This window comes from Priestia sp. 40, from assembly GCF_049368575.1.
In the GTDB taxonomy this organism is placed as follows: Bacteria; Bacillota; Bacilli; order Bacillales; family Bacillaceae_H; genus Priestia; species Priestia zanthoxyli.
On sequence record NZ_JBMPZA010000022.1, the window covers coordinates 25506 to 49983 of the forward strand.

Sequence of the window (24478 nt, forward strand, 5' to 3'; positions counted from 1 at the left end):
GATACTTACATCTATAAGATAATTGTTTTTTTCAATAATGCTTGGGCATATGACGATTTCACATGCTTAAGATTCTGCATTGCTACTATCTCTTCAATTTTTCCACCCTTAAAAATCATAAGTCGATCACAAAGATATGTTGCAGCTTGCAAATCATGAGTAATAAAGATATAGCTCATATCGTGAGCGCTTCTTAATTCCTTTAATAAATTTAAAATTTGAAACTGCACAGATATATCTAACGAGCTGACGGCTTCATCAAGTAGAAGATACTTTGGCTTCGTTGCAATCGCTCTTGCAATACAAACTCTTTGCGCTTCTCCTCCTGATAATTCATGCGAATATTTGTCTTTATAAGATGCAGGAAGCCCTACCTGATTAAGTAGGATCTCTACTTGCTTCTCTTGGTCTTCTTTTCTCTCTTTTATCATTCGAAGTGACTCCATAATCGCTTGTTGAACGGTAAAAAAAGGGTTAATGGAAGATGCGTAATTTTGAAAAACTGCACTCATTTTTCCTACCCGCGCTTTTACATGAATTGTACTTACTCCATTAAGAAGGACACTCCCTGTATCAGGACGTTCAATTCCTAAAATTAAACGTCCAAGAGTCGACTTGCCACTACCACTTTCACCAATAATTCCTAAGCATTTCCCGATCTCGCACTCAAAGCTGACGCCTTTGATTACCTTTCTTTTATCTTTTGACAAGAGCCCCCCAGCTTTATATGATTTTTCAACATCACATACTTTAAGCATGTACAGTTCCTCCTATCATTTTCTGAAAATGCTCACTAAGCGTACGCTTAGTTGAAATCAGATACTCTGTATATTCATGTTGAGGTTTTAGAAAGACGTCTTGTGCAGCTCCTCTTTCCACGATATGCCCGTCTTTCATCACGACAATCTGATCAGCTAATTTGTTCACAATCCCTAAGTCATGTGAAATAAAAATCATGGAAGATCCAATGTTTTTTCGTAAAGCCATCAATTGTTCTGCAACTTCAAACTGTGAAATAGTATCCAGTGCTGTGGTTGGTTCATCTGCAATTAAAACGTCTGGCTCTAGTAGTAAAGCAAGGGAAATCATCAATCGCTGAAGCATACCTCCAGAAAGCTGATATGGGTATTTATTCATTATTTCTACGGGATTTTGTAGCCTCACACGCTTCATCGCATCAGCAAGGTGCCTCTCAATTTTCTCATAGCTCCAATCTGTATGCTGCTTTAAAGTAGCTACCAAATGGCTTCCGACAGGATCAGAAGGGTTAAAAGCACTCATACCATTTTGCATGACCATACAAAGCTTCTTCCCTCTTTTACTTTTCATTTGTTTTTCGGATAGTTCGGACAAGTTTTCACCCTTTAACCAGATGTGACCATATTGTTTAATACCTCTCTTATGCAGTCGCATGATGGACTTACACGTCATTGATTTTCCACTACCACTTTCTCCTACTAAAGCTAAGCATTCCCCCTCATTAACCTGAAATGAGCTGTTATGAATAATTGACTTATTGGTTTTACAATCGAATACCTTTAGCTGTTTTACTTCTAATAAACTCATAGCTTTATTTTGCAGCCCCCTTTTCATTTAACGTTGGCATTCCTATTTTCACTTCTTCTTCCAATTTAACTTTCGTTTTAGCAAGCTTTGGATTTAACGCAACTTGAAGCGCATCTGATAAGAAGTTAAAAGCTAGAACAATCGTAATAATAGCTAGGCTTGGCGGTAACAATAGCTCTGGCTTTGTAAAGATAACGTCTCTTGCTTCGTTTAACATCATTCCCCACTCCGGATTTGGAGCTTGAATCCCTAAGCCAAGAAAAGAAAGCCCTGAAATTTGCAGAATGGTGGAGCTAATTGAATTGCTTGAAATGACGGCAATATCTGCAAAGGTGACCGGCAACATATGGCGGTAGATGATTGTGAAATGATTTAGTCCAGTTGCTCTCGCAAACTTTACATATTCTAAATCGCTATATTGCATCACAGAAACGCGAATCACGCGCGCAAACCATGCCCACTTCATTAAAATAAATGCAATCAAAATGTTCTCTAAGCCAACACCTAAGATACCAACGATAGCAAGCGTAATGACGTACACAGGAAAAGAAAGCATAGTGTCACAAACTCGCATAATAATAGAATCCGTAATTCCTTTAAAGTACCCTGCTATAAACCCTAGCAGCGTACCGAGTACAACCGATAATAATAAAGCAATTAAGACATAAATAATGCTAGGGCGAATACCGTAAATGATCCTGGACAGTACACATCTTCCTAGATGATCATTTCCTAACCAGTATTCAAGTGAAGGCGCTGCGTATCGAAGGCTCATATTCACCTTAATAGGGTCGTTCGGAGCAATGAAAGGGGCAAAAACACCAACTATTAAAGTAATTACTATAATAAAAAGCGCAATAAAACCTAGCTTATCCTTTGCTAGATTTTTTAGTATCCGCATGTTATTCACCAACCCTTAGCTTTGGGTTTAATGCCGTATTAATAATGTCCGACGTTGTATTAAATACAACAAAAGCAGCAGCAATAATAAGTACATAGGCTTGTATTACTGGGAAATCCCTATTTAAAATTGACTTTACGCTTAAGCTCCCCAACCCAGGCCATGCGAATACATTCTCAATTACAACAGTTCCACCCAAAATAAGGGGTATCGACATACAAAAAATAGAAATAGATACTTGTAGAGAGTTTTTTAAGATGGCTACTATTATTTTTTTCTCAGGTAGACCTGAAGCTCTTGCATACAGTACATAATCTTCATTTAGGTTTGCGAGCATTGAACTACGTACCGTCCTGAAATACAGCCCGATATGAGTAAGAGCGATAACTGAAACGGGCAGGATATAGCTTTGATATGATTCAAGTCCACTTGTCGGAAGCAAATCAAGCTCAACGGAAAAACACCAAATTATTAAAATCGCAATCAGGTACGCTGGAAGTGCTGATAAAAAAAAGAAAAGTCCTCTAATAAAACGGTCAAGCACTCTATCTTCTGTTAACGCACAAACGACTCCTAAAGTTATAGAAGAAGTAATAATCACGATTGATGAAACGAGCGTTAATTTTAGCGTATTAAAGAAAGCTGGCCCCAACAGGATCCAAACCGATTCATCTTTAACATAGGAATTTCCAAAATCTAATTTAAGACATGATATAAGCCAATTCATATATTGAACGATAAATGGATCATCTAGCCCTAGATCTTCCTTTGTTTGAGCGATGAGCTCATCAGTAATGACCGGTACGCCTTGTGCTTGTAAAACTAATTTAGCAGGATCTTGAGGAGATAAATTAATTAGTACAAATGTAAGAAATGAAATAACTAATAGTAGTGGAACCGTTAGCATTAGCCTTTTTACAATGTACACACCCATGATTCATCTTCCTTCCTATATTTTTGTCCGATAAAAAAGGGAGAAAACTCCCTTTTTTCATTCAAACTTCATTTGTTCAAATGGCAACTCGTACTGGGTTTGCTTAAATGAAATCCCCTTTAAGTTTTTCGGAGCTACCACCGTTACGTTTCCATTCGTAATTGGAATAAACACTGCTTCATCATGTACAATTGTTAAGATATCCGCATATAGCTTTTGACGTTCTTCCTCAGTTGTCGACACCATGACTTGTTGAATTTTTTTATACAGCTCATCAGCTTCTTTAATTCCCTTGGTTGTGTGCAAGTATGAAGAAGACGAATTAAACGATGCAATAGTACTTTGTGGGTCATATGCTAGCCCCCATGTTTGATTAAACAATAAATCATAATCCCCTGTAGCTCTTCTATTTGCAATTGACGTTGACTCTTCTCCTGTAAGCTTCAGCTCTATCCCTACCTCTTTAAGAGAGTTTTGAATAAATTCAGCCTGCATTTTTTGTGAAGCAGAGTTACTGTCGTAATAAAGCTTCATAGCTAAAGGCTGATTTCCTTTTGTGCGAACGCCATTTTCCCCATCTACTTTCCATCCAGCTTCATCAAGGATTCTCTTGGCTTTTTTTATGTCATACCCGCGCTTTTTGAGAGAGACATCTGCGTAATTTACGTTTTTGGAAAACAAGGTATTTGCAGGGAGTTCTGTTCCTTCGAAAATCGTTTCGCTAATGGTCTTGCGATCGATAGCGTACCAAACTGCTTCACGCACTGCTGTTTCATTAACTGGACTTTCAGACTTACTGCTGTTAGCTACAATCATTTTTGTGTTCATTTGTTTACTTCTGACCAGTTGGTAATCACCAGAATCAACAAGTTGCTGCATTGCTTCTACATCGATACTGTCTGCGCCTCTATCATCCGTAAACACAAAGTTCACTTCACCTTTTTGTAAAGCTAGAAACGTCGTATCGCCTTCTGGAAGTACTTTTGCCGTAATCTTTTTAATTTTTGGTTTTCCTGCCCAGTAGCTTTCATTTGCTTCAAACGTCGCATATTTGTCTACTTTATGACCTTTTAATACATATGGACCTGTACCGTGATAACCCTTCACGCCACCTTTGGTACCACCGTTTTTAAAGTCATTCGGAGAAATAAACACGTAAGGTCTTGTCATTGATAACTCATCTAGTGTTGGATAATAAGACTCTGATAACACGAGCTTTATCGTATATTCATCAATAACGTCGCAGCTCACAATTTTAGTAGATAGCTTAATCCAAGAGTGTATCTGTGCGTTTTGTTGCACCGCATCAATATTCTTCTTAACTGCTTCTGCGTTAAACGGCTCTCCATCATGGAACTTTACATCTTTTCGAAGCTTGAATGTATATGTCTTTCCATCCTCTGATATTTTCCAAGACTCAGCAAGCAAAGGTTTAATTCCATCTTCCGTATTCTCTACGAGTGATTCGTAAACCATCCCTTGCGCTGACATCGAACCTGGGTATAAATGCGGATTCATATCATTAATATCTTTAGAAGTTGCATAGGTGATTTCTTTTTTGTCCGTTGCATCTGTACTTGCCTTCTCATTGTTACTACAAGCACTTACTATAAGGAAAACTGTGCAGGCAAGAGCCACTAAAATAAGCCGTTTACTTTTTCTCACGTTAATTCCTCCACCATTCTATTCTGTCACTAATATTGTTAAACTAGGCTTTTATCAAGCTCTTCATAAATCATCTGTATATCCTCTTCAAAAGATAGATTCGAAAACGCATTTGAAAGCTTCACTTCTTTATTAGCTTCTGAAAAAGCTTTTACTTTATCTTCATAAGCTGTTAAAAAACAATCGATTGTTGGACAATCGCTTTCTACATATCTAGCAATAGATTGAATCATTTTCAAACGGTAATAATCCTCTTTTGGCATTCGCGGAATATCCATTTTTTTTTCTTTGTTCATAAACACCGTTTGAATCGGAACTGCCGAAAAGTCGAAATAGCGTCCCTTTTCATCTGGCTCTGAGAAAGGGTCTACCAATAAAGACGCATAGCGAACATATAGCAAATATTGCTGGTGAATGCTGTTAAGTTCATTAAAGTTTTCAATATCCTTAAGAGATACACTTTCTCTTCGAATCGGATAATTATCTTCTGTCATAAACTTCAGCAAATTCATTTGTTTAACGTTAAGTTGTGAAAGCACCTTCATAATTTCTTTCCATTGATTAACCATATTCTTCATTAATAAAGGTGTAATTGGCCCTTCCGGATAGATTTTATATACATATTTCTGGTGCTTCTCCTCTTTAAAAATATATCTGAGTGAAAATTCATTCATAAATAACGGAGGATGTACGTATAGTGAGATATTTCGCGTCTCTGCTTCAATTGGTGTTTTCATAATTTCAAAAATTAAGCCTAAATCTTTATAAAGGTTTACCAACTTTTCAACCGCATCAGAAGGAAATTGTGTAGACCCAATATAAATTTTCTTCTTAATAGCCGTTGTTAGCACCTGGTATGATGGCTCAGATCTCAACCAGCGCGTATCTCCGTAATATGTAGAAAAACTTATTACCTCCACCTGAGGATTAAATTGCTTCATATAATGATGCACTAAATAATTTGAACCAAGGGTCGGCGATATTAATATAACTCTTTGTACACCTTGTAGTATGTTTTTTGGAAGAGACTTTAACACATCTAAGTAAGCATCAGTTGTGACTGCTAGAACGAGAGTATCCCATGTCCCAATCACTTCTTCATACTTAAAAAATACATCATCAACTATAAAATGTCCCTGCATCTTTTCATGCTTTCGATTTTGAATACTTACTTCAACAAGGTGACCATGCTTCACTAAGGAAGAAAAGAATTTTTCTGAACGTATAGAAGGTCTTCCTGCAATACCTACTTTGCTATTTAAAGCTTTCTTAAAATTCAATCCAATCTGTAAAGTTGTGGGGCCCGTTCCTAACAACAAAATATTTTTAAATAACTCCAAATTCTTCACCCTTTCTTTGCTTTTGATATAGTGCAATATCAAAAACCTGATTTGGGCGTAAAACACGACTAATTAACGTCCACTTTGCTAAATTAACTTTTCTTAACGGATAATTAAAAAGTGACTTTAAGTCGTTACCATACCTCATCGCAATCGTCACTTCGTCTCTCGTTAAATCATGTAACTGGTCTAATATGTCATATTTTTCTTTTACGGTAGAGCTAAAGATAATATGCGTCACATCTTTTATAAAACCTAGCTGATCTAATTCACTATTTTGAACTCGAACATTCAACCCGTCCCCCAATATACTTAACACTTTTTGGCCTAGATCAATTGCCTCATCATCAATATCGATTCCTACTACTTCGGCTCCTGTTTTTTTAGCGATCAGTAAAGGGGTCATTGGAAAAGCTCCAGAACCAATTAAAAGCACTTTAGACTTAGGTTTTATTTGGAAATTTCCGAACTCTTCCTCAATACAAGACTCAATATTTTTAAAGTAGTCTGTAATTTCCACTTGTCCATTAATCAATTGAAGAGCTCGATATTTTTCCATGATAGAAACACAGCGAGAAGAGATATGCTGTAATTCTGGAAGTAGTTTATCGCCCATATGTCCCGATTGAAATAATACCCACGTTTCTTTATTTTTTTCGCTAAGAACAAAAGCTGTATACTCATTAATTAACTTTTCTAGCTCTTCAAAATGATGAACGGTACCATCATATTTTTCTGACCAATAGTTGAACCCTTCTAAAAAATCTAGTATTTTTTGTTTAAATCTCAATAATTCTTCCACAGATTCTCCTCCTAATTTACTTAATTTACAATGTAATAAATGCTTCTCCCTGAGCCACAATATTAACAGTTCCTTCAATCTGAAGACTTTTTAAAGTTTTGTTTTCATGCTCTCCGAATACATAAATACTGCCACCAGGTTGCTTAATTCTAACGCTTACTTTTCCTTTACGTGAAAATGCAAGGTAAGCTCCAATTGAAGCCGTTCCAGATCCACACCCCCTTTCCCATACCATACTGTTTAGCTTTGGGATATAAATGAGAGGAGCAAGGTAGTGTGATTCTTCCTCATAAAGCAAGATACCAATTAAAATATCCGGATATATCTCTCCCATTGACTGAGCAATATTCTCTGCTGTTTCTTTCATTTCTGCATTAATTCTTTTTACTTTAAGTACAAGATGAAAAAAATCCTCATACTGAACGTTATAAGCTTCCAAGTATGTATTCTTATATTCTATGTTTCTAGGTTCAATCTTTTTAGGTAAGGGCATTGAAATTCGACAACGATAATTATTTGCTTCTTTCTTCACTCGGCATCTAATTAAGTCGTCAGTTCCTGAAGTCTCAATTAATAAATCAGATTCATTATTTTCCCTTAAACCTTTTTCGTGAGCAATGAATACAGCTAAAGACATACATGCGTTTCCACAGAATTCATTTCCTGCCATCCGGAGATTACCATCAGCATTCGATTGTTTCGGCTTTTCAATAAAACCTACCTGTTCTGCATATACATGGTCGTATGCCATCAACCTTAAGGCAATTTGTTGATAGTCCTCTTTTAAGTGCTGACCATCTACTAAAATTGTCATATTTTGAGTCGGACTAAATTTAATAAACTTTACATGTCGTTTCATCACAAATACCTCTACTTATTTTTTAGTGAAATCAACCTTTATTCATAATTCATGATAAAACAAGGAAATATTGTGTATTCTTATTTGTCTCAACTTGATTGCCTTGTACTTGTTCTGTGTAGTCAATCCATTTATAACTTTTTATTTTTGTTTCTAATTTTTCGTTTATTTCATCTTCAATTTCGTGCATCAATTTCATTATTTCATCTAACGACATACTAAAGCGCTTTGCTGCCTGAAGGTGGGGTAATTGCTCTTTGAGAAGGGTTAAAAATTGCTTCTTTGTTTCAGATTGCTGTGCTAAACTATCTTCAATGCCTTCAATAAACTGATAAAGCTTTCTTTTATTACTTGGTAGATGATTCACAATATTCCTCGCAAAAATCTCGAGTATCTTCTCATTCATTACAAACGACCACCTTTCTCTTAGTGTTCAAAATCATTTATATTAAGGTTATGACTGTGCTTTCTAAATTTCCAAAGGGTATTCTTAACATAAATCAAACAGGAACCTGTAAGCACTACACTAACGAAGTTCCTGTTGTTTAACTGCTTACCAGCTAGATTTTTTAACTCCAGGTATTTGTCCTTTATGTGCTAATTCACGAAAGGCGATACGAGACATTTTAAACTTTCTTAAGTAGCCTCTAGGTCTTCCAGTAATTTGGCAACGATTATGAAGCCTAGAAGGTGCTGAATCACGAGGAAGCTTACTTAATGCAGTATAATCCCCTTTTTCCTTTAGTTCTCTTCTTAGATCCGCATATTCAAATACCATTTTTTGTCTCTTTAGTTCTTTTGCAATTTTTGATTTTTTTGCCACTTATATTTACCTCCTAAATAGGCTTGAGTAATCGTAACTATTACGATTTAAAGATTAGACTCTTTAAAGTGAATAGACCCATATTAACTCTCTTTCTCAACTATCTAGATTAACAAATAGTTAACTACAGTATTAAGTGAACGAATCATTTCTTTTCTCTCATATTATATTTTTGAAGGAAACGATCCACTCTTCCACCTTTATCTGCAAACTTCTGCTTTCCTGTGTAAAACGGATGCGTATCAGAACTGATCTCTACCTTAATCAATGGATACGTATTTCCGTCTTCCCAAACGGTGGTTTCATTCGATTCTTGGGTAGAACCTGTTAAAAACTTATAGCCACTGTTTGTGTCCATAAACACTACTTTCCTATAGTTTGGATGTATGTTTGGTTTCATGCTATCACCTCACGGTTAAATTCTTTCCATTAATGATAATCGAAATCATTACGTTTTGCAAGTAGAGAAGTTAGGATCCTAGTGTAAAAAATACACCTAACTTGCAATGAATCTCTAAAACTTGGACATACTGATACTATTATTTATTAAAAAGGCAGTATTCCGTAATAAAGTATAGAATACTGCCTTTTTATCAATTATTTTTCAACTTATAGCCTTTGAACTGATACCCATATACTTTTGTTAAATCAACAAAGCTCTTATAGGAATACGTAATGGCAACCGGTGTGCCTACTTGGACTTTATCATAAAGCTTTTCGATGTCTGCGTTATGCATTCTTACGCAACCTTGACTCACATATTTTCCAATGCTACTCTCATTGTTATTGCCGTGAATGCCGTATGTATCACCATACGTACCGTTTGCATTTAGCCCTAACCAACGTTTTCCTAACGGATTGCCAGGATCACCCCCAGGAATATGTCCTGTATAGTAAGGACGGTTTTTAATTTTGTTCACGACTTTAAAAAATCCAACAGGTGTTTTATCCCACGTTTTACCTGTTGCTACTGGATCAACAATTTCAATATAGCCATTGTGAAAATAGGCAAGCTTGTTGTAGTACTTGTTAATAATAATCAAATCTTGATTCGCTGGCTTACTTGCTGCTTCTGTTTTCCCCTGATTTACTCCACATAATGCGACCATTAATAATGTAAGAACGGTCATTGATTTCATAAAAATGTTCTTCATAAAAACTCTCCTCTTTTTTATATTTTTATAAGAAACAAAAAAGCATCTTCCAATTAGAAAGATGCTTTCTCGTCACAATCATTTATAAATAAAAACCTAGTTAATCGATAATTTTGGCATGCAGAGAAACGCTCTCTGACGAAATAAACGTTTGTTTTGCATACACCTACTCATTCGATGCAAATCTCAAACCCTCAAAAATCTAGCCATTCTTCCACAACAATTAAATTAGGCCTAAATTCCCTATTTAACAATCTACGAAAAAAGCTATTAATTAATTATATTTTTTCTTTTCTCTGTATTCTTGTTAGAGTTACATCTATTATTTATAAATAAAAAAATATAGATATTTATACCATATGATGCAAAAGTATTATTTTATGTATATTTGTAGATAAATAGTAAATAAAATGTAATAATTATTTGGTGTCTCAAGAGAGCAAATACATTATTTGGGGGTTCCTATGAAAAAAATATTTAAAAATAAAATTGTACAATTGGGGTTAGCATTAGGCGTTGGGGCCGGTATTTTTAGCTTACCTCTCATTACCCATGCATCAGATACGAATAATTCCTATTTCTATCATATTTATTCATATCAAATAAATACTAGAGATGATTATGCTTATAGGGAGACTGGAAGTGTAGATAATCCATGGAAAGTTAGATTAACCTCTTCTACTGAATCAAAAGACAGTAAATCTATAACTCGTTTTTGGTTAGAAAATAAAAAAGAGACTAATGTATCAGCATCTGTAAATAAATTAGAGGGTGATCCGGCTAGCTATATGAAACCATATTCTTCAGCCAATAAAACTTATGTTTATTTAACAGCAGAGAATAATAACTACAACCTTGAACAATATTCAGCTACAGGATATTGGGATGAGGAAACTTGGTAATAAAAGAATAGAGAATAAAAAGTTGCTCTCTCTCTTTTATTCTTTATCAACATTTGTCTAATACACTTTATTAGGAGGATACATATGAAAAGTTCTCTCTTGAGAATTTATAAATCTAGAAAAAGTATGATTTTCTTCTGGATTATCATTTTGTTACCATTGATAGAATTATCATCTTTCTATATTACGAAAATAAAATGGGGGACAGACTATCACCCAGCTATTTCTTTCTTTCTTTCGGGATCAGGAGGACATATACCACAAATTTTACTTTTTTGGTTCTTACCTATTTATTTTTTAATTATTTATTCTGATAGTTACACTCAAGATGTAAAATATGGATATAACTGTATTGAAATTTCAAAAGTTGGAAAGAAAAATTATATTCGAACGAAATTTCTTGTCTCCTTTTTTGCGCCTTTTATTATCATGACCTTAGCGCTAGGAATAAATTTAGTTCTTTCATACATTCTTTTTGCTGGAGGAACATATTCATTAGGGCTATTTGAAATGCATTTTGCAAATGATTTGCTACATAACTTCAGTTTAAATAATCCTTTTTTAACTTGTCTTATATTCTTACTAAATGTGAGTATTTTCTCTGGATTAGCTGGTACGCTTGGATTGAGTGCTAGTCTAATTTTTAAAGAACCCAAATATACTTATCCTGCGGCCTTTTTTACGTGGTTTGTCTTAATTATTCTCAATAATTCAATGATGAATGTTTTTCAACCTTTTACAGAATACGGTTTTCACCATGTTGTAAGCGCAGAAATACGTTATTTAATTATATTGATCTTAATTCCCTTCTTCTCATATTTTTATTGGATCAAGAAAGATGAATTATAATGAAAAGATACCTAACTTCAGTTTTAATTCTATTAATTATGTTCTCTATTTTATGGTATATGCAGAACAGTATATATATTTCTCATCCTAATGATCAACATATACTACTTATTATGAACGGAAGCTTGCAGGGATATAATTCACTTAGAGTTCTTGCTATAATATCCTTGGTTTTTTTATTGTTTATGAACATGCTTACTGTTAAGGAAAGTGCATCTTTCTTTATTCGATATAAATATAGATTACGTTTGTTTCATAATAGGACAATGAATATTTTTTGTTCTTCTATAATTTTCGTTACATCATTTTTATTAGTAAATGTAGTATTTTCTCTTGTGTTTATTGGTCACGATGTAATGTTGGAATCCCATTTTTATCTAATTACTTCTTTAAACGGTATAGCTATGGTACTGTTTTATTTTTGGATAGGTTTACTAACTAAAGTCTTAGAAGACTGGCTTCACTCAAAAAATATTTCCGTTGTTATAGCATTTATCATAGTTATGTTAATTTATTTTATTGACTTACCTTTTTGGGTTCCATTCGATGATATGCGTATATATGAAGCCCTGCTAAGTGGTTTATGGACATTAGCAGATATACTATTCATCTATGCTCGTCAGTTTGGAATAGTTATAATTCTATATGTTGTAGCTAAAATAATTTTCAGTGACAAGGACTTCATATTTTATGAAAAATAAAGGGTTATTCTTAATTATCCTAATTTCTTTTACATTGCAAAGTATAATTAATGGTCCAATTCTAGCTGAAATTTATCCTTTCTTTTCTAAAGAATATACTTTCTTATTGGGGCTTCCTCAAGCTACTCAATACCAGATGTTGATGCTGTGGTATCTAACTTTTGCGAGTATAAGTTTTTATTTTTCTGGAAGGATTAAAGATATTTTATATGGATATGGAAAGTATATCATGGTTAGAAATTACGACCGTGTAAAATGGATGATAGTACGATATATAAAGGCTGCTACAATGTTAGCAACAATTGTATTGTTAAAAATTGTTATATCGCACTTAGTCGTGGGAATATTCCAAGCGCATTGGGAATTAGAAATAAACATGTTGTTATTTAAATCTCTAGTGATTTATTATCTTACGTTTCTACTTTTGCTATTGTTGCAATTACTATTAGAGCTGTACCTCAACCCACAAATTGCATTTTTGTTTGTTAATACATATGTTGTAGGTGCTATTTTAACTGCAGGTCTCTTAATTAAATATAAATTAGATAGTTTATATTTATATTTTTTGATTCCTAACTACGCAATTGCTTCGCGTTTAAATATTACTTCAAATTCATCAGTAATTATCAGTTATTTTCCAGCATTAATAGTAATTATCTCTTTAATAACTTTAGTTTTAATTGTTTCAGTAAATAAGGTAAAAAAAATGGATTTATTATAATAGAGGTGTAAGGAATGTCAAATATAAAAATAAAAAATTTGTCTAAAGTAATTAAGAAACAACAAGTTCTTACCGATATTAATTACAATTTTGAACCGGGAAAGATATATGGAATCTTTGGAAGAAACGGTTCAGGAAAAACTATGTTATTAAGAGCAATTTCAGGACTAATACTTCCTACAAAAGGTAGTGTTGAAATTGAGGGAGAAAAATTACACGAAGAGATTTCTTTCCCTCCCAGTATAGGCATCATTATTGAAAATACAGATCTACTCCCCCAATACGACGCTTATACTAACTTGAAGATATTAAGTAAAATAAAAAAAGTCGCTAGTGATGACGATATAAAAGAGGCCATAGATAGAGTAGGTTTAGACAGTAATAGTAAATTAAAAGTAAAGAAATTTTCTTTAGGCATGAAGCAAAGATTGAGCATTGCTCAGGCCATATTCGAGAAACCAAGTATTATTCTTTTAGATGAGCCTACAAATGCTCTTGATGAAAATGGAATAGAACTTATACGCAAAATGTTATTAGAAGAAAGAGAAAGAGGGGCTCTTATCGTCATTGCTAGTCATAATAAAGAGGATTTAGAGATACTGGCTGACCATAAAATTCAAATGATAAATGGATCACTCGTAAATGAGTAATATTAACGCTTATATCCGTTTCCCTCTACACTTAGAGAATAGGTCAGCAAATATGCAAAAAAGGTATTGATTTTAAATTAATGCCTTTTTTGACATGCTTAAATATAAGATGTTGAATCACCTCATATTTAAGTTAAAAGTAATACATGTTAATTATTTGTAAAGTAAAACCCCTATTATTATTCCCTAGAATGAGAATAAAAAGAACACTAAAGGAAACTTAGTAGAGGAAGTGTTCAATTTAATTTTGATAAACAATACTACATATTGAAGAAGTAAAGGTAGCTTTAACCTTTTTATTCAATTAATAATTTAACTTATGGTAGAATTTTTATTACATAAGAAGGTTTACTTAAAAGGAGTAATTTATGAAGTTTAAAGATTTTTTATTATCTATAATGTTAAATGTTTTTTTGGGATATTTATGGATTTTCTTAATCCAAATAATCTTTGATTTGGTTAGATTTAAAGAACATCCCGCATTTTTTGGAGGAACGTTAACGATTTTGGGGACTTTATTATTTGGAGAAGTTATAAGACGAACTAATCCATTCATCAAGTACAAAGTTAATCATCCTGTAAAAATTGCAGGTTTTATCGCTTTTGGATTAGTGGTTGTTTTTAATTTATATTGGATAAATTTTTAGTAGACGTAGAGAATATGGATTGTAATGTATCAATAGGAATATAAAGCAAGAACGTCTATACCTATTGATAGTGGACGATCTTTATTGTTATTATTACTTTTTGTAAATTTCCGGTAGATATTTTGAGTTAAGAAAATACTTTTATTACTGCTCTTTAATAGTCTTATCGAAAAATCTTTCCTTGTTATTATTAAAGCTGCTACTACTTCTTTCTATTTTCCTTTTGTTTCCATACTTACTTCTGCTAAGATTTTTACTTTTAGTGCACTCATTGGAAATGTCCCTATCTACTATAACAACTTTTTATAAAAAAGAGAGCACTAAGGCTCTCTTTTTTTATTATACGATACTATTTTGTGTTTTCAACTTACTTTTCTATAATATATACCTTTGAGTTTTAAAGATATAGATAAAATAGATTTATTGACTTTGGTAATTATATCCTTTAAACTAAATACAAGTCACTCAAATGAGTGACTTGTATTTAAAGAGTGTGAGGGATTATATGACTAAAACACCGTCTGGATTTAAGCGTTTGAATGCTGATATTCCGGAAGAATTGTTCAAGGAATTTGCAAAGAGATGTATTGAAGAAGGTATGAGCAAAAAAGAATTTCTTGTTCAACTTTTGGAAAAAGAACTCTTTAAAGATTCAAAGAAGTAAGGAAAAAAACAAAATAAAAGGGCACTTTCCCTGCCAGGAAAGCACCCCATGTAGAACTCGTAAGGACTTCTATTATAACATGGGTTGCCCTCAAAAAACAGGAGGGTCTTATCATGGATCAAAGTGAAAAACTTTTAATAGGAATTGAACATATTTTGAGTGTGGCATCTGATTTAGTTGATGAAGTTGCTCGACTAAAAAGTGTAGAGGAAGAATGCAAAATCCTGAAAGAAAAAGTATTTCTCAATCAATTTACAGTTGCTGAACAACAAGTTTTTGCGCTTGCTTTAGATGGATATTCTGGAAGGGAAATGCAGTTGATTCTGTCTAAAGAAGAAACCACAATCAAATCACAAAGACAAACTATTATACGCAAATTAGGTGTATCCTCCATGAAAGAAGCCGTTGAAAAATTTCAACATTTGGAGTACAAATCACCAAGAAAACTTCTTCAGTCTCTATAAACTGACGTGACCTTTAGAGAGACTTCACATCATCAGAATATACACAAAGAGTCACCTATTAAGGGGACTTTATATCCACACTATGTACTCAGAACAGAACCTTAGGGTGTGCACCTAAGCAACTTTCGTGGTATCACGGTGAAGCTAGGCTCTGCCTAGCCCCACACACCCTGTGGGGGCAAAAACCCCTTATGCTCTTCAAGATGTTTTTTACGTTTTTTATGTTGGTGCAATAAAAACACAGAAAAGGAGAACACACATGGAGATTAAAGTGAGAAATGTATGTCCGGTTGCTGTGAGTAAAGTAGATCGTTTAGCCAAAGAAAAAGGTCTTTCTCGACAAGCTTTTTTGAAAGAACAAATTGAAACATTATCTATTATGGAAGAAGTAGAAAAGCAAGAGCAAGCCATCAATGATTTGTATGATCGAACGATAGATACCATGCAAAGATGCTCAGATGCGATGACAAATATGGATCATACATTCAATAAACTCTTTGTGGAGGATGAAGAATAATGACAGCAAGCAAACACAGAAGAATGATTTCTTTAAGTGAAGAGGCTGATGAATATCTTCATAAACATATGAAAGAAAGAGGCTATCGTTTTCCAGGGGATGCCATTGCAGATATCATTCGAAAATATGAACGATTAAAAAATAATGAACCTGATGAAACATTTTTAGATGCTGCTACAATTGACGCAATAGGTCAGGCTTATCTGAAAAGAGCGAGTGGATTTTATCAATACTTAGACGATGAATTAAATGAGGTAAAAGAAACGACAAAGAATACACAAATAGACACTCGAATATTACTAGAGCTAGTTAATAACTTATACGATCAATTAAATATCCAAAAGTTTAAGCCCACAGAGTTCAATGAAACAGAGGCTACAAAGAAAGCCAAAAGAGTTGCGCTACACAAGATTCAAGAAGAAAAAATGCAGTTCAGGGAAAAAAGAAAACGGGAAGCAGCAGAAGAAATGGACCATTTATTTGAAGGTTAATCGTAGCGTTTATAAAAGCAGGCATTCGCCTGCTTTTTCTGCTTCTATACTATAGTGAGATGAAGAATTGTAGTAGCTAAGTTCCAAAAGGCTATTTATGAGTAAATTTAGCTTTCATACCTATGTCTTGATCAATACATTACGTGTGTTTTATAGGCAACCTCCTAAGCTATGTAGTTAGTTGCTATGGCTTTTAAAAGCCATTGTGAGCTTCTAAGAATAAAAAAGGGTTTATAAAAAACTATTCAGAAGACATTAAAGAGGCTTATACAAATCGTAAGAACCACTCAGAGCTACCTTAAGGAACAAGATAAAACATACGCTTCCCTCTCACAAACAATACAGTAAAAATTAAATGAACTATATAGTAGTGCATTGCTTTTTAACACTCCAAATTCGTGTACTCCTCTATTTTTTAATATACATAAATGAGTTTAACTTAAGATTAACTTGTAATCTCTATTTTTTCAGGAGGTCAATTTTCATTTCCAACATTGCTTCAATTTGTAAATAAACAACTACTTTTCTATGTAATTTAAAGTTACAATAGGTATATTGCCACTTATCATAAAAAGAGAATTTTCACCATATGAAGAATATTTTAATTCATTATTCACCAGATGATGCGCACGTAGGAGCGTCACTTAAAGAATTCTTAAGGAGAGCAAATTATAATGTGTTAACGGGAGATTCAGTTCCAGATAGTGGACGATTAACTTCGATATTTGTTGAGCCGGGATTACTATTGGAGACACTTTTAAAAGTTGACTTAGCAATTGTTTTAATTTCTCAAAATTATGTAAGATCAGCGTCGTATCAAATGGAATCTGAAATGCTAGAAAAACATTGAAGTTTGCGAGAAAATCTTTATTGCTGATTGTACTTGACGATTCTACTCCGCAATTTGGTTTTGCAGGGATTGGTTATTCCGAAGTCGATAAACAGGATATTTTAAATAGGAATTTTAAGGAGATAAATTAGACTTCTTGCAGTAAAAGAAGCAGAAATCTATCAAACAAAAACAGAAGAGACTGCTGAAAAAGAGAGCAAAAAAGAGGTTATAGATAGGATTAATGACAGTTTAGAATTAAAAGAGGTAATTTCAGATCTTAAGAGTAGAGAAAAGTTTAACAAAAGAATTGCTATGGGGTGCTACTCCATAGGAACTGCCGGAATTATTATAGGGGCTATTCTTGCTTATTTTAGTGTAAATAATATTTCAAGTGATAAAAACTCATATTATTATATCTACGTAGGTGCAAAAAACTTAGCTATCATAGGGTTATTAATTTTATGTAGTAGGTATACCTTTAACATAGGCAATATCTTTATGGAGGAAGGAGTTAAACAAGCAGATAGACTACATGCTATACATTACGGAAAGTTTTTTTTAGAATCCTTCCGAGAGAAATTATTTTTTGAAGAAATGAAAGACCTATTTAAAGACTGGAATATGGATAGTAAACCCTCCCTCCTTAACAATCCCGATCCAATGGCTGCTGATATGTGTGGGGCTAGGCAGAGCCTAGCAAAGCCGTGGGTACAAAGAAAGTCGCTTAATGTCCCCTTTGCGTCTCCCTATGTTTTTTCATTTTATGGCTAAATATTGTTGCTTTTCATTCATTTTTTCATCTTTTCACGTAAAATTTTCTGCTTATATTCATGAAGCAGGATGCTTTTAGCATCAAAGTGAATCTTTTATATCTTTGTTTCTGTTTCTCTATTCTTTTGATAAAAATTAAAGACATGTACTTTTCAAATTAAAAATTTTTCATTAATTCACTAAATAACTTTTTAAGATTTTATTATCACCCTAATATATAACTAAACAATTAGATTTTCTTTTTTCTTCTGCAAGAATCTAACTCTATTTTTTTAAAAAAACGAGTTAATTATAACTAATTTAGACTCAATTGAATTAAAATTAACTCAACAAAAAAGAAGTTTAATTCAATTAAAATAGAGCATATCAACTTGTCTAATTAAAAGCTGTCGAATCTATATTTTTTATACCCAATTAGTAATTAATTGATTTAAATTAATTTCAATTAGGTGTACACAGACTAAATGTACCAATAAAAGGTGACTCTACCTAATTAATATTCATTCAAATAAGATAACTAATCCAGACTCAATTGAGTCTGGATTAGTTATGACTACTGAACAAAATCAGGAAATGAACATAAGTGGGAGAAAATAAAATGATGACTTAAAAAATAGATTATGTATTTATACCATGCTGAAAACTTGGTTAAATAATTAAGCAGCGAATATAGTGATCAAAAGTAACAATTTATAACTGCGTGAATGTATTAACACCTTTTAATGCAGAGGAAAGATCTCTAATACCTAGAGAATTAGCTAAGATTCTTCAAAAAAGAGGCTATGGTCATATTAAAGAAAAAGCAAAACACATTTTAGCGTTTCAAAAATTTATCAAATCTCTCTAGACAATGAGTGCCTGAAATTAAGTATGTCTCTATGATACGAGGCGGTTGGTTTTATTTAGCATCTTCATTAAATTCACATTAAAGAAATTGTGTACTATTTTTTCACGTTTAATAACATCAGAATTAATCATTGAAGCACTTCAAAAGGCTTACACTGTCCAAAAGCCCTAAAATGGCTTACCTATTCGTAACGATTTCGATTCACAATAAATAAGAGATAAAGCATCTTTTCAGCCAAAAAGACTGCTTTTATGATAATGCCTACATAGATATGTTTCACACCATATTACAGAAGAAGTGTATTATCTAAACAGAAGCGACAGTAGTCTCAGCTATTAAAATCCTTAATCTATTGAAGATTAAATGAGAAAAACAACTTAACACATAACTTTTTTGTTCTAAATTATCGATCCAAACTTGATAGTTTAACTTAAGATTAACTTAAAATAACCTCGTTGCATACAACCTCAATTTAGTTTAACTAAAAATGAAATAAGTTACACTAAATTAAATATAAATAAATAAAAGTTTAATTAAATTGCAATTAAGTTATACTTAGTTGAACTTAATTGCAATTTAATTAAACTTATTGTAATATTTTAAAAAACTATAATGGATTTGTAGTTTTTTGAAGGACTCAGTTCAAATTTAATTGAACTACATAACATAAAATATAATAAATTTAATTCAGTTAAGTGTGAAATCTGCTAGAATAATAAAGACAAGCTTTAAATTAAGTCTAATTTAATTAGTCAGAACCAATTAAGTTAGACTTAATTGAGTTATTAAAAATATTTCATATAAGAAGATACTAACTAAGTTAGATTAATTCGTTTGTGAGGGAGGTACAATTATGAGCGAAGAAACAATGGTTATTTCAGAAGTTGCTAGAAAATTTAATATAGAAAATCATCAGTTACGGGACTGGTGCGAAGTCGGGTTAGTACGACATAAAAGAATTGGAAGAATAAGATACATATTTACTGATGAAGATAAAAAAATCGAGAAGATTATTGAACTAAAGGAAAAGTTTGGAAAACATGCACCAAATGAAATGATTCGTGAAGAATTAATTAAAGCAAATTTAATGAGCGAAGAACAAACAAAAATTATTAACAAGGATTTAGAGGAAGAAGATATAAACGAAAACTCCTTTAAAGAAGCATTTTTATTGCTTGCTAAAAAAATAGAAGAAATGGATAAAAAAATGGAAAAGAAAGAACAACTAACGCTTCCATCTGAAAATTTGGCAGAAAAAAAAGATGTTATAGAAATAAAAGAACAGATGAATAAACTTGAACAAGACAATCAGCGTTTAAAAGAAGTGAATGATCAATTACTTAAAAAACTAGATTCTATCCATTCAGCTATGACCGAAATTCAAAAAGAACAAGGGAAAAGCATATGGAAAAGAATGTTCACAAAATAATAAAACAGCTTCTAATTACTGGTCAGTAATTAGAAGCTGTTTTATTATTTTTGTAGCAGTTGTCAGAGAAAGTTCTCTTAATACCTTCAACAATAAATTCATTTGAATATAGATAGGATTTGCACCTCATAAAAGGTGCAAAACTAAATCTTTTGAGATATATTACTAATTCTTATTGAATTATGAGATTAATTAACGCTATAATAAAACTAACAAAAATGACCGGAATAGAAAAAAGACTTCAACTGTTTAAGACGTGTTGGTAGCACTCTTAAACCGTTCCCCCTAGTTACAGTAGGGAAAACACTTGTCGAAGTCTCTTGTTAATAGAGTTAGTTTTTCTATAAAATAAAACTTATGGTTTTATTTTATATGAAATAGCTGTCTATTTCAAGGGCTTAGTTCATCAAAATCACGACATTGTTTTCCTTTTTCCAGGGAAACAGTGTCTTTTTTTGTTCCTTAAAGGAGATAATGAACAAATGACAAAAATATTGACCTGCTATTTAAAAGATGTAGACACCTTCAACGGACGGCTTAAGTGGTTGTGGAAGAACAAATCCACACTTCGGAAAAAGAAAGAAGAGTTTTTAGAAATTATCCGTACTCATTATAAACAGAACAAATCAGCTATACATAAAGAATTTCCTAAAAAAAGAATGGAAATGCTTGATCATGTCATCTATAACCTAGTGGCTACAGGCATCCAAGCCATTCGTTCTGAAACACTCATGAAGAAATTTAAAGTTTCTAAAAGTACGGTTTCTCGTTTTGTACGTTCGTTAAAAGCGACACCTTTTATACTTGTAGCACGTTACATTAAAGAAGATGCAACAGGTACTCATCCTGATAGCTATGTATTTATTCTTAAAAGCCATAAGAACTTTAATCACATTTGCGAAGAAATCTTTTTTGCCCATGATACAACAGGTATACAAACAGTCCAACAAGAAGAAATGACAACTCCTGTGACGCTTCCTGTGATGTATCCAGAAAGTGCTGAAAACGTTGATACACCAAGCCTAAAGGCCGATAAATTACCTGGTGCCTTTATTAACCTTGATTTACCTGTAAATCATATAAATAATCATTTAATGTCTGCTTCACAGTCATTTACCTATATCAAAGGTGTTCCTAAGAAAGTCAATCAAGTCTATGCAGGTAAGTATGGTCATCAACTAAAAGACTTTTATGCTCGCATTCAAAATGCTGCAAAAGCCGTAAAACGAGATACAGAGATTGATATTACTAAAGGGCAAGTACATGAAATTGCGTATACATCTATTATTGGACTAGACAAATATGTACATGAAGCTAATCATAAAGGCAATTCTTTGTCCTTAGATAATATGTGCCAATTACTCTATAAAATTGCGAAAAACCAATTCTATCAGTTGGTGAACCCTAAAAACCAGGATTATTCATCAGTATATCCAACTCATGAGGAAGTTATACATAAAGAAGAGTCATCAACAAAATTGTTTACGCCAAAACATATTATCCGTAAAGAACTCGTTCCTGATTGGTTAGAGGCTGAGCAGGATCAAGAGAAGGGTACAAAAAAAGTAGAAATATCTTTAGAACAACAGCTTGAAATGATTCAGTTAAAACAAGACCTAGGGCAAGAACTTACACCAGAAGAAGACTGCTTGCTGCAAGAACATTGCTCAACATACAGTACGTTAGAAATGGCGAAACTGAAACAAGATTTAGGACAAGCATTAACACCTGAGGAGCAGAAATTGTTGCATAAACATGCTAAATTAAAGGAACCAGCTTCTTAATTTTTAAAAATAGCTAAAGTAAAGCAAGGACTTTCACTATTTTTAACGTATTCAGTGTTTTAAGGGCGGACTTGGCAGGATTTGAACCTGCAAGACACCAAAGTTGTATAGTGTAATACGACTGGCTGCTCTGCCATTGAGCTACAAGTCCACACTACAAGTATGCACATAGTCTTTGTTTATATGTACGACAGAAGAAAATGTAAAAAGTGAAGAAATCCCTTAGAAGCTAAATTATTATTAGGATATGTTTATTTAGAACACTGTTCTAAATAATAAATAAATCTATATCTACGCAGGAGGAGCACATTATGCCACATAAAATTACGTTAACTGGATCAGCCACAGGACCACTACGAGAATACGATCGCTATGTTGCCTTTGATATGCGTGAAAAAGGGTCACCATCTGCGCCTAAAGGCTTGAAGAAGAGTACGTTTATTTCGTACACGGTATTTGTTGCAAAGAAGGCTTTTAACAAAACAGGTCTCACGAAAAAAAGTATTATGCATGAAAAGATCTTAATTCAAGGAGAACCAACTTTAGATATTCCGATTGATGAATGCCCTGGTGAAGTAGGTGTAATCTGCTTCCAGATTACCGTTCTCCCGAATAAGAAAGACAAAGAAGACAATGAACCAAACGATAAAAAAGAGGCCAAACAAGAGGCTTCTTCAGCGCAACAAGAAGTTGCTGCTACCAAACAGGAAGAAAAACCGGCACCTACTTCTCAGCCTGCAGCAAATGAAGAGAAGAAAGCTGAAAAAGTACAGACAGAAGTGAAGGAGACACCTGTTCAAGAGAAAAAGGTGGAGCCACAAAAGAAACAAATAACAAATCAGCCAAAAGGGACACAAGATCTTCTAAGTTTCGACGAAATCATCGTACCGGAAGAGTTCTTAAAGACACGTCCAAACCCTCAAAAAACACAAAAGGTCATTGATTTTGTGAAACGTACAGGGCGTCTCGATGAGCCATTAACGATTGAAAAAGGATCGAATATCTTGAAAGATGGTTACCGTCGTTATATTGTGGCCAAAACCGTTAAAATGGATAAAGTTCCAGTTATGTATGAATATCAGAAGTCATAATGTATTTCCTTGAAGCCAATCCGTTGTATCCGTTGTAAGGAGATTGATAACATTGAGAGTTGTGAAAGAAAGCATTATTTATCCATTACCAGAGGATCAAGACATTGCAAAATTAGAAGCTTCTTTTCGCATCCAATTGCCCAATGCGTATAAAGAATTCTTGAAACAATATAACGGATGTACAGTAATAGATTCTACACCCCTAACAATCATCAATAAGAGGTGTCAAATTGAACGTTTTTTGGGCATTATTAAAAACTTCAGTGAGCATCCTTATGGGGTGTATGATATTGGTTGCTGCGAAACCTCTTTAGGAGAACAAGGGCGGAATTTCTATGATGAAGATCTCATTGGATCTGAATTAATTCCAATTGCGAAGCTAGCATGGGGAGATTATTTGTGTTTGAACTTTCACTATGATAGTAACAATCCGTCTGTTGATTTTTTAGATTACGAAGAATCATATGAGTGTGATCCAGCTACATCAAAGATTGCTGAGACCTTCCAAGAGTTTTTGAGTATGTTATTATCTAAGGATACGAAATAGCAGAAAATGCTATTTCGTAATGAGATCATCTACTCATTTTGATTTTCAATCATAAAAGAGGAAGTGTCGACATGAAAAAGTGGCTTTGGATCATGTTATCCGTTGGAGTTATTACTCTCGTGTTTATGATGAATTACTTTATAGACAAAAGTCAGCAACAACCAAACATTATACGAAGCGTTTCACTTACAACTAGCACATCTCCTAATCAACAAAACATTGTTGAAGTAAAAAAGATGTATAAACAAACCACTGATTATTTTGATTATGAGCAAAAACAAAAGGCTGATTCTCTTAGAATGTACTACGGACAACCTGGAAGTACTCTTAACCAGTATAAGGAGCTCCAAGAAATTCACCCTTCTATGATTCATGATGTTGATGTACATTGGAAAAATGAGCAACATGTCATCATTAACATTATGAAAATGAATCAACAACATAAAAACAAGGTGTACAAGCGATTTAACTATAATCTTGACGAGATGTAGACTTTGGATTTATGGTTTTATATCTCTGCATCGGGA

The 24478-nt window shown here is 33.2% G+C and carries 29 protein-coding genes and 1 tRNA gene; 17 read left to right on the top strand and 13 right to left on the bottom strand.

Features of this window, described 5'->3' with window-relative positions; all coding sequences use genetic code 11:
- Positions 1-11: 11 nt before the first annotated feature.
- The 12 genes from ACO1DI_RS22595 to ACO1DI_RS22650 all read right to left on the bottom strand — a co-directional run bounded on the left by ACO1DI_RS22595 (position 12) and on the right by ACO1DI_RS22650 (position 10044).
- Positions 12-758 (bottom strand): ABC transporter ATP-binding protein, encoded by a 747-nt coding sequence (locus ACO1DI_RS22595; protein WP_228307861.1) that lies wholly within the window; start codon positions 756-758, stop codon positions 12-14.
- Positions 751-1566, bottom strand: a complete 816-nt coding sequence (gene cntD, locus ACO1DI_RS22600; RefSeq protein ID WP_228307862.1) for a staphylopine uptake ABC transporter ATP-binding protein CntD — start codon at positions 1564-1566, stop codon at positions 751-753. The genes ACO1DI_RS22595 and cntD overlap by 8 nt, the downstream gene beginning before the upstream one ends.
- 4 nt (positions 1567-1570) lie before the next feature.
- Positions 1571-2467, bottom strand: a complete 897-nt coding sequence (gene cntC / locus ACO1DI_RS22605; protein ID WP_228307863.1) for a staphylopine uptake ABC transporter permease subunit CntC — start codon at positions 2465-2467, stop codon at positions 1571-1573.
- A gap of 1 nt (position 2468) precedes the next feature.
- Positions 2469-3401 carry a nickel/cobalt ABC transporter permease gene (opp1B, locus tag ACO1DI_RS22610; RefSeq protein WP_047751934.1) on the bottom strand — a complete coding sequence of 311 codons (933 nt, stop codon included), beginning with the start codon at positions 3399-3401 and terminating at the stop codon, positions 2469-2471.
- Positions 3402-3458: 57 nt separating this feature from the next.
- On the bottom strand, positions 3459-5066 hold the full coding sequence (gene cntA / locus ACO1DI_RS22615; RefSeq protein WP_228307864.1) for a staphylopine-dependent metal ABC transporter substrate-binding lipoprotein: 1608 nt from the start codon (positions 5064-5066) through the stop codon (positions 3459-3461).
- 38 nt (positions 5067-5104) lie between these two features.
- A complete protein-coding gene (locus tag ACO1DI_RS22620) occupies positions 5105-6406 on the bottom strand; it encodes an opine metallophore biosynthesis dehydrogenase (RefSeq protein ID WP_228307865.1) in 1302 nt (433 codons plus the stop codon).
- Positions 6393-7208 (bottom strand): SAM-dependent methyltransferase, encoded by an 816-nt coding sequence (locus tag ACO1DI_RS22625; RefSeq protein ID WP_228307866.1) that lies wholly within the window; start codon positions 7206-7208, stop codon positions 6393-6395. Before ACO1DI_RS22625 ends, ACO1DI_RS22620 begins: the two co-directional genes overlap by 14 nt.
- Positions 7209-7233: 25 nt before the next feature.
- Positions 7234-8067, bottom strand: a complete 834-nt coding sequence (locus ACO1DI_RS22630) for a diaminopimelate epimerase (protein WP_047751931.1) — start codon at positions 8065-8067, stop codon at positions 7234-7236.
- A gap of 49 nt (positions 8068-8116) precedes the next feature.
- On the bottom strand, positions 8117-8473 hold the full coding sequence (locus ACO1DI_RS22635) for a hypothetical protein (protein WP_047751930.1): 357 nt from the start codon (positions 8471-8473) through the stop codon (positions 8117-8119).
- A 147-nt stretch (positions 8474-8620) separates the two neighbouring features.
- Entirely contained in the window at positions 8621-8890 is a 270-nt protein-coding gene (gene rpsN / locus ACO1DI_RS22640; protein ID WP_047751929.1) for a 30S ribosomal protein S14, read from the bottom strand.
- Between the two features lie 145 nt (positions 8891-9035).
- The gene (locus tag ACO1DI_RS22645) at positions 9036-9290 is read right to left on the bottom strand and encodes a type B 50S ribosomal protein L31 (protein ID WP_047751928.1); all 255 of its coding nucleotides are present in this window, start codon (positions 9288-9290) and stop codon (positions 9036-9038) included.
- 193 nt (positions 9291-9483) lie between these two features.
- A complete protein-coding gene (locus tag ACO1DI_RS22650) occupies positions 9484-10044 on the bottom strand; it encodes a L,D-transpeptidase (protein WP_155404208.1) in 561 nt (186 codons plus the stop codon).
- A 464-nt stretch (positions 10045-10508) separates the two neighbouring features.
- On the opposite strand from ACO1DI_RS22650, the gene ACO1DI_RS22655 reads away from it, so the two are divergent.
- The 14 genes from ACO1DI_RS22655 to ACO1DI_RS22720 all read left to right on the top strand — a co-directional run bounded on the left by ACO1DI_RS22655 (position 10509) and on the right by ACO1DI_RS22720 (position 22313).
- The gene (locus tag ACO1DI_RS22655) at positions 10509-10946 is read left to right on the top strand and encodes a DUF2712 domain-containing protein (protein ID WP_228307867.1); all 438 of its coding nucleotides are present in this window, start codon (positions 10509-10511) and stop codon (positions 10944-10946) included.
- An 84-nt stretch (positions 10947-11030) separates the two neighbouring features.
- The gene (locus ACO1DI_RS22660; protein WP_228307868.1) at positions 11031-11795 is read left to right on the top strand and encodes a hypothetical protein; all 765 of its coding nucleotides are present in this window, start codon (positions 11031-11033) and stop codon (positions 11793-11795) included.
- A complete protein-coding gene (locus tag ACO1DI_RS22665) occupies positions 11795-12496 on the top strand; it encodes a WxPxxD family membrane protein (RefSeq protein ID WP_228307869.1) in 702 nt (233 codons plus the stop codon). Before ACO1DI_RS22660 ends, ACO1DI_RS22665 begins: the two co-directional genes overlap by 1 nt.
- The gene (locus ACO1DI_RS22670) at positions 12486-13217 is read left to right on the top strand and encodes a DUF2705 family protein (RefSeq protein WP_228307870.1); all 732 of its coding nucleotides are present in this window, start codon (positions 12486-12488) and stop codon (positions 13215-13217) included. Before ACO1DI_RS22665 ends, ACO1DI_RS22670 begins: the two co-directional genes overlap by 11 nt.
- A gap of 14 nt (positions 13218-13231) precedes the next feature.
- Complete coding sequence (locus ACO1DI_RS22675) at positions 13232-13867, top strand: ATP-binding cassette domain-containing protein (RefSeq protein WP_165573157.1); 636 nt, start codon at positions 13232-13234, stop codon at positions 13865-13867.
- A gap of 368 nt (positions 13868-14235) precedes the next feature.
- Positions 14236-14514 (top strand): hypothetical protein, encoded by a 279-nt coding sequence (locus tag ACO1DI_RS22680; RefSeq protein WP_165573156.1) that lies wholly within the window; start codon positions 14236-14238, stop codon positions 14512-14514.
- A gap of 505 nt (positions 14515-15019) precedes the next feature.
- Entirely contained in the window at positions 15020-15178 is a 159-nt protein-coding gene (locus ACO1DI_RS22685) for a hypothetical protein (protein ID WP_228307871.1), read from the top strand.
- Between the two features lie 113 nt (positions 15179-15291).
- Positions 15292-15642 (top strand): helix-turn-helix transcriptional regulator, encoded by a 351-nt coding sequence (locus ACO1DI_RS22690; RefSeq protein ID WP_228307872.1) that lies wholly within the window; start codon positions 15292-15294, stop codon positions 15640-15642.
- A gap of 259 nt (positions 15643-15901) precedes the next feature.
- The gene (locus ACO1DI_RS22695; RefSeq protein WP_228307873.1) at positions 15902-16159 is read left to right on the top strand and encodes a hypothetical protein; all 258 of its coding nucleotides are present in this window, start codon (positions 15902-15904) and stop codon (positions 16157-16159) included.
- The gene (locus tag ACO1DI_RS22700) at positions 16159-16650 is read left to right on the top strand and encodes a hypothetical protein (RefSeq protein ID WP_165573153.1); all 492 of its coding nucleotides are present in this window, start codon (positions 16159-16161) and stop codon (positions 16648-16650) included. Before ACO1DI_RS22695 ends, ACO1DI_RS22700 begins: the two co-directional genes overlap by 1 nt.
- A gap of 589 nt (positions 16651-17239) precedes the next feature.
- Complete coding sequence (locus ACO1DI_RS22705; RefSeq protein WP_228307874.1) at positions 17240-17500, top strand: hypothetical protein; 261 nt, start codon at positions 17240-17242, stop codon at positions 17498-17500.
- 294 nt (positions 17501-17794) lie between these two features.
- The gene (locus ACO1DI_RS22710; RefSeq protein ID WP_228307875.1) at positions 17795-18253 is read left to right on the top strand and encodes a hypothetical protein; all 459 of its coding nucleotides are present in this window, start codon (positions 17795-17797) and stop codon (positions 18251-18253) included.
- Between the two features lie 1700 nt (positions 18254-19953).
- A complete protein-coding gene (locus ACO1DI_RS22715) occupies positions 19954-20529 on the top strand; it encodes a MerR family transcriptional regulator (protein WP_034655621.1) in 576 nt (191 codons plus the stop codon).
- A 482-nt stretch (positions 20530-21011) separates the two neighbouring features.
- Entirely contained in the window at positions 21012-22313 is a 1302-nt protein-coding gene (locus ACO1DI_RS22720) for a replication protein (RefSeq protein WP_228307876.1), read from the top strand.
- 66 nt (positions 22314-22379) lie between these two features.
- Here the strand turns inward: ACO1DI_RS22720 and ACO1DI_RS22725 are convergent.
- Positions 22380-22464: transfer RNA gene (locus tag ACO1DI_RS22725), tRNA-OTHER, on the bottom strand.
- A gap of 160 nt (positions 22465-22624) precedes the next feature.
- Here ACO1DI_RS22725 and ACO1DI_RS22730 point away from each other — a divergent pair.
- The 3 genes from ACO1DI_RS22730 (at position 22625) to ACO1DI_RS22740 (ending at position 24442) form a co-directional block, all read left to right on the top strand.
- Positions 22625-23404 (top strand): plasmid stabilization protein, encoded by a 780-nt coding sequence (locus ACO1DI_RS22730; RefSeq protein WP_228307877.1) that lies wholly within the window; start codon positions 22625-22627, stop codon positions 23402-23404.
- Between the two features lie 61 nt (positions 23405-23465).
- A complete protein-coding gene (locus tag ACO1DI_RS22735) occupies positions 23466-23951 on the top strand; it encodes an SMI1/KNR4 family protein (protein ID WP_228307886.1) in 486 nt (161 codons plus the stop codon).
- Positions 23952-24022: 71 nt separating this feature from the next.
- A complete protein-coding gene (locus tag ACO1DI_RS22740) occupies positions 24023-24442 on the top strand; it encodes a hypothetical protein (RefSeq protein ID WP_228307878.1) in 420 nt (139 codons plus the stop codon).
- Positions 24443-24478: the final 36 nt, after the last annotated feature.

Coding starts and splice junctions, on each gene's coding strand:
- ACO1DI_RS22595 (WP_228307861.1), bottom strand. CDS start 758: ATGCTTAAAGTATGTGATGTTGAAAAATCATATAAAGCTGGGGGGCTC.
- cntD (WP_228307862.1), bottom strand. CDS start 1,566: ATGAGTTTATTAGAAGTAAAACAGCTAAAGGTATTCGATTGTAAAACC.
- cntC (WP_228307863.1), bottom strand. CDS start 2,467: ATGCGGATACTAAAAAATCTAGCAAAGGATAAGCTAGGTTTTATTGCG.
- opp1B (WP_047751934.1), bottom strand. CDS start 3,401: ATGGGTGTGTACATTGTAAAAAGGCTAATGCTAACGGTTCCACTACTA.
- ACO1DI_RS22630 (WP_047751931.1), bottom strand. CDS start 8,067: ATGAAACGACATGTAAAGTTTATTAAATTTAGTCCGACTCAAAATATG.
- ACO1DI_RS22635 (WP_047751930.1), bottom strand. CDS start 8,473: ATGAATGAGAAGATACTCGAGATTTTTGCGAGGAATATTGTGAATCAT.
- ACO1DI_RS22645 (WP_047751928.1), bottom strand. CDS start 9,290: ATGAAACCAAACATACATCCAAACTATAGGAAAGTAGTGTTTATGGAC.
- ACO1DI_RS22650 (WP_155404208.1), bottom strand. CDS start 10,044: ATGAAGAACATTTTTATGAAATCAATGACCGTTCTTACATTATTAATG.
- ACO1DI_RS22655 (WP_228307867.1), top strand. CDS start 10,509: ATGAAAAAAATATTTAAAAATAAAATTGTACAATTGGGGTTAGCATTA.
- ACO1DI_RS22660 (WP_228307868.1), top strand. CDS start 11,031: ATGAAAAGTTCTCTCTTGAGAATTTATAAATCTAGAAAAAGTATGATT.
- ACO1DI_RS22665 (WP_228307869.1), top strand. CDS start 11,795: ATGAAAAGATACCTAACTTCAGTTTTAATTCTATTAATTATGTTCTCT.
- ACO1DI_RS22670 (WP_228307870.1), top strand. CDS start 12,486: ATGAAAAATAAAGGGTTATTCTTAATTATCCTAATTTCTTTTACATTG.
- ACO1DI_RS22675 (WP_165573157.1), top strand. CDS start 13,232: ATGTCAAATATAAAAATAAAAAATTTGTCTAAAGTAATTAAGAAACAA.
- ACO1DI_RS22680 (WP_165573156.1), top strand. CDS start 14,236: ATGAAGTTTAAAGATTTTTTATTATCTATAATGTTAAATGTTTTTTTG.
- ACO1DI_RS22685 (WP_228307871.1), top strand. CDS start 15,020: ATGACTAAAACACCGTCTGGATTTAAGCGTTTGAATGCTGATATTCCG.
- ACO1DI_RS22690 (WP_228307872.1), top strand. CDS start 15,292: ATGGATCAAAGTGAAAAACTTTTAATAGGAATTGAACATATTTTGAGT.
- ACO1DI_RS22695 (WP_228307873.1), top strand. CDS start 15,902: ATGGAGATTAAAGTGAGAAATGTATGTCCGGTTGCTGTGAGTAAAGTA.
- ACO1DI_RS22700 (WP_165573153.1), top strand. CDS start 16,159: ATGACAGCAAGCAAACACAGAAGAATGATTTCTTTAAGTGAAGAGGCT.
- ACO1DI_RS22705 (WP_228307874.1), top strand. CDS start 17,240: ATGAAGAATATTTTAATTCATTATTCACCAGATGATGCGCACGTAGGA.
- ACO1DI_RS22710 (WP_228307875.1), top strand. CDS start 17,795: ATGGGGTGCTACTCCATAGGAACTGCCGGAATTATTATAGGGGCTATT.
- ACO1DI_RS22715 (WP_034655621.1), top strand. CDS start 19,954: ATGAGCGAAGAAACAATGGTTATTTCAGAAGTTGCTAGAAAATTTAAT.
- ACO1DI_RS22720 (WP_228307876.1), top strand. CDS start 21,012: ATGACAAAAATATTGACCTGCTATTTAAAAGATGTAGACACCTTCAAC.
- ACO1DI_RS22730 (WP_228307877.1), top strand. CDS start 22,625: ATGCCACATAAAATTACGTTAACTGGATCAGCCACAGGACCACTACGA.
- ACO1DI_RS22740 (WP_228307878.1), top strand. CDS start 24,023: ATGAAAAAGTGGCTTTGGATCATGTTATCCGTTGGAGTTATTACTCTC.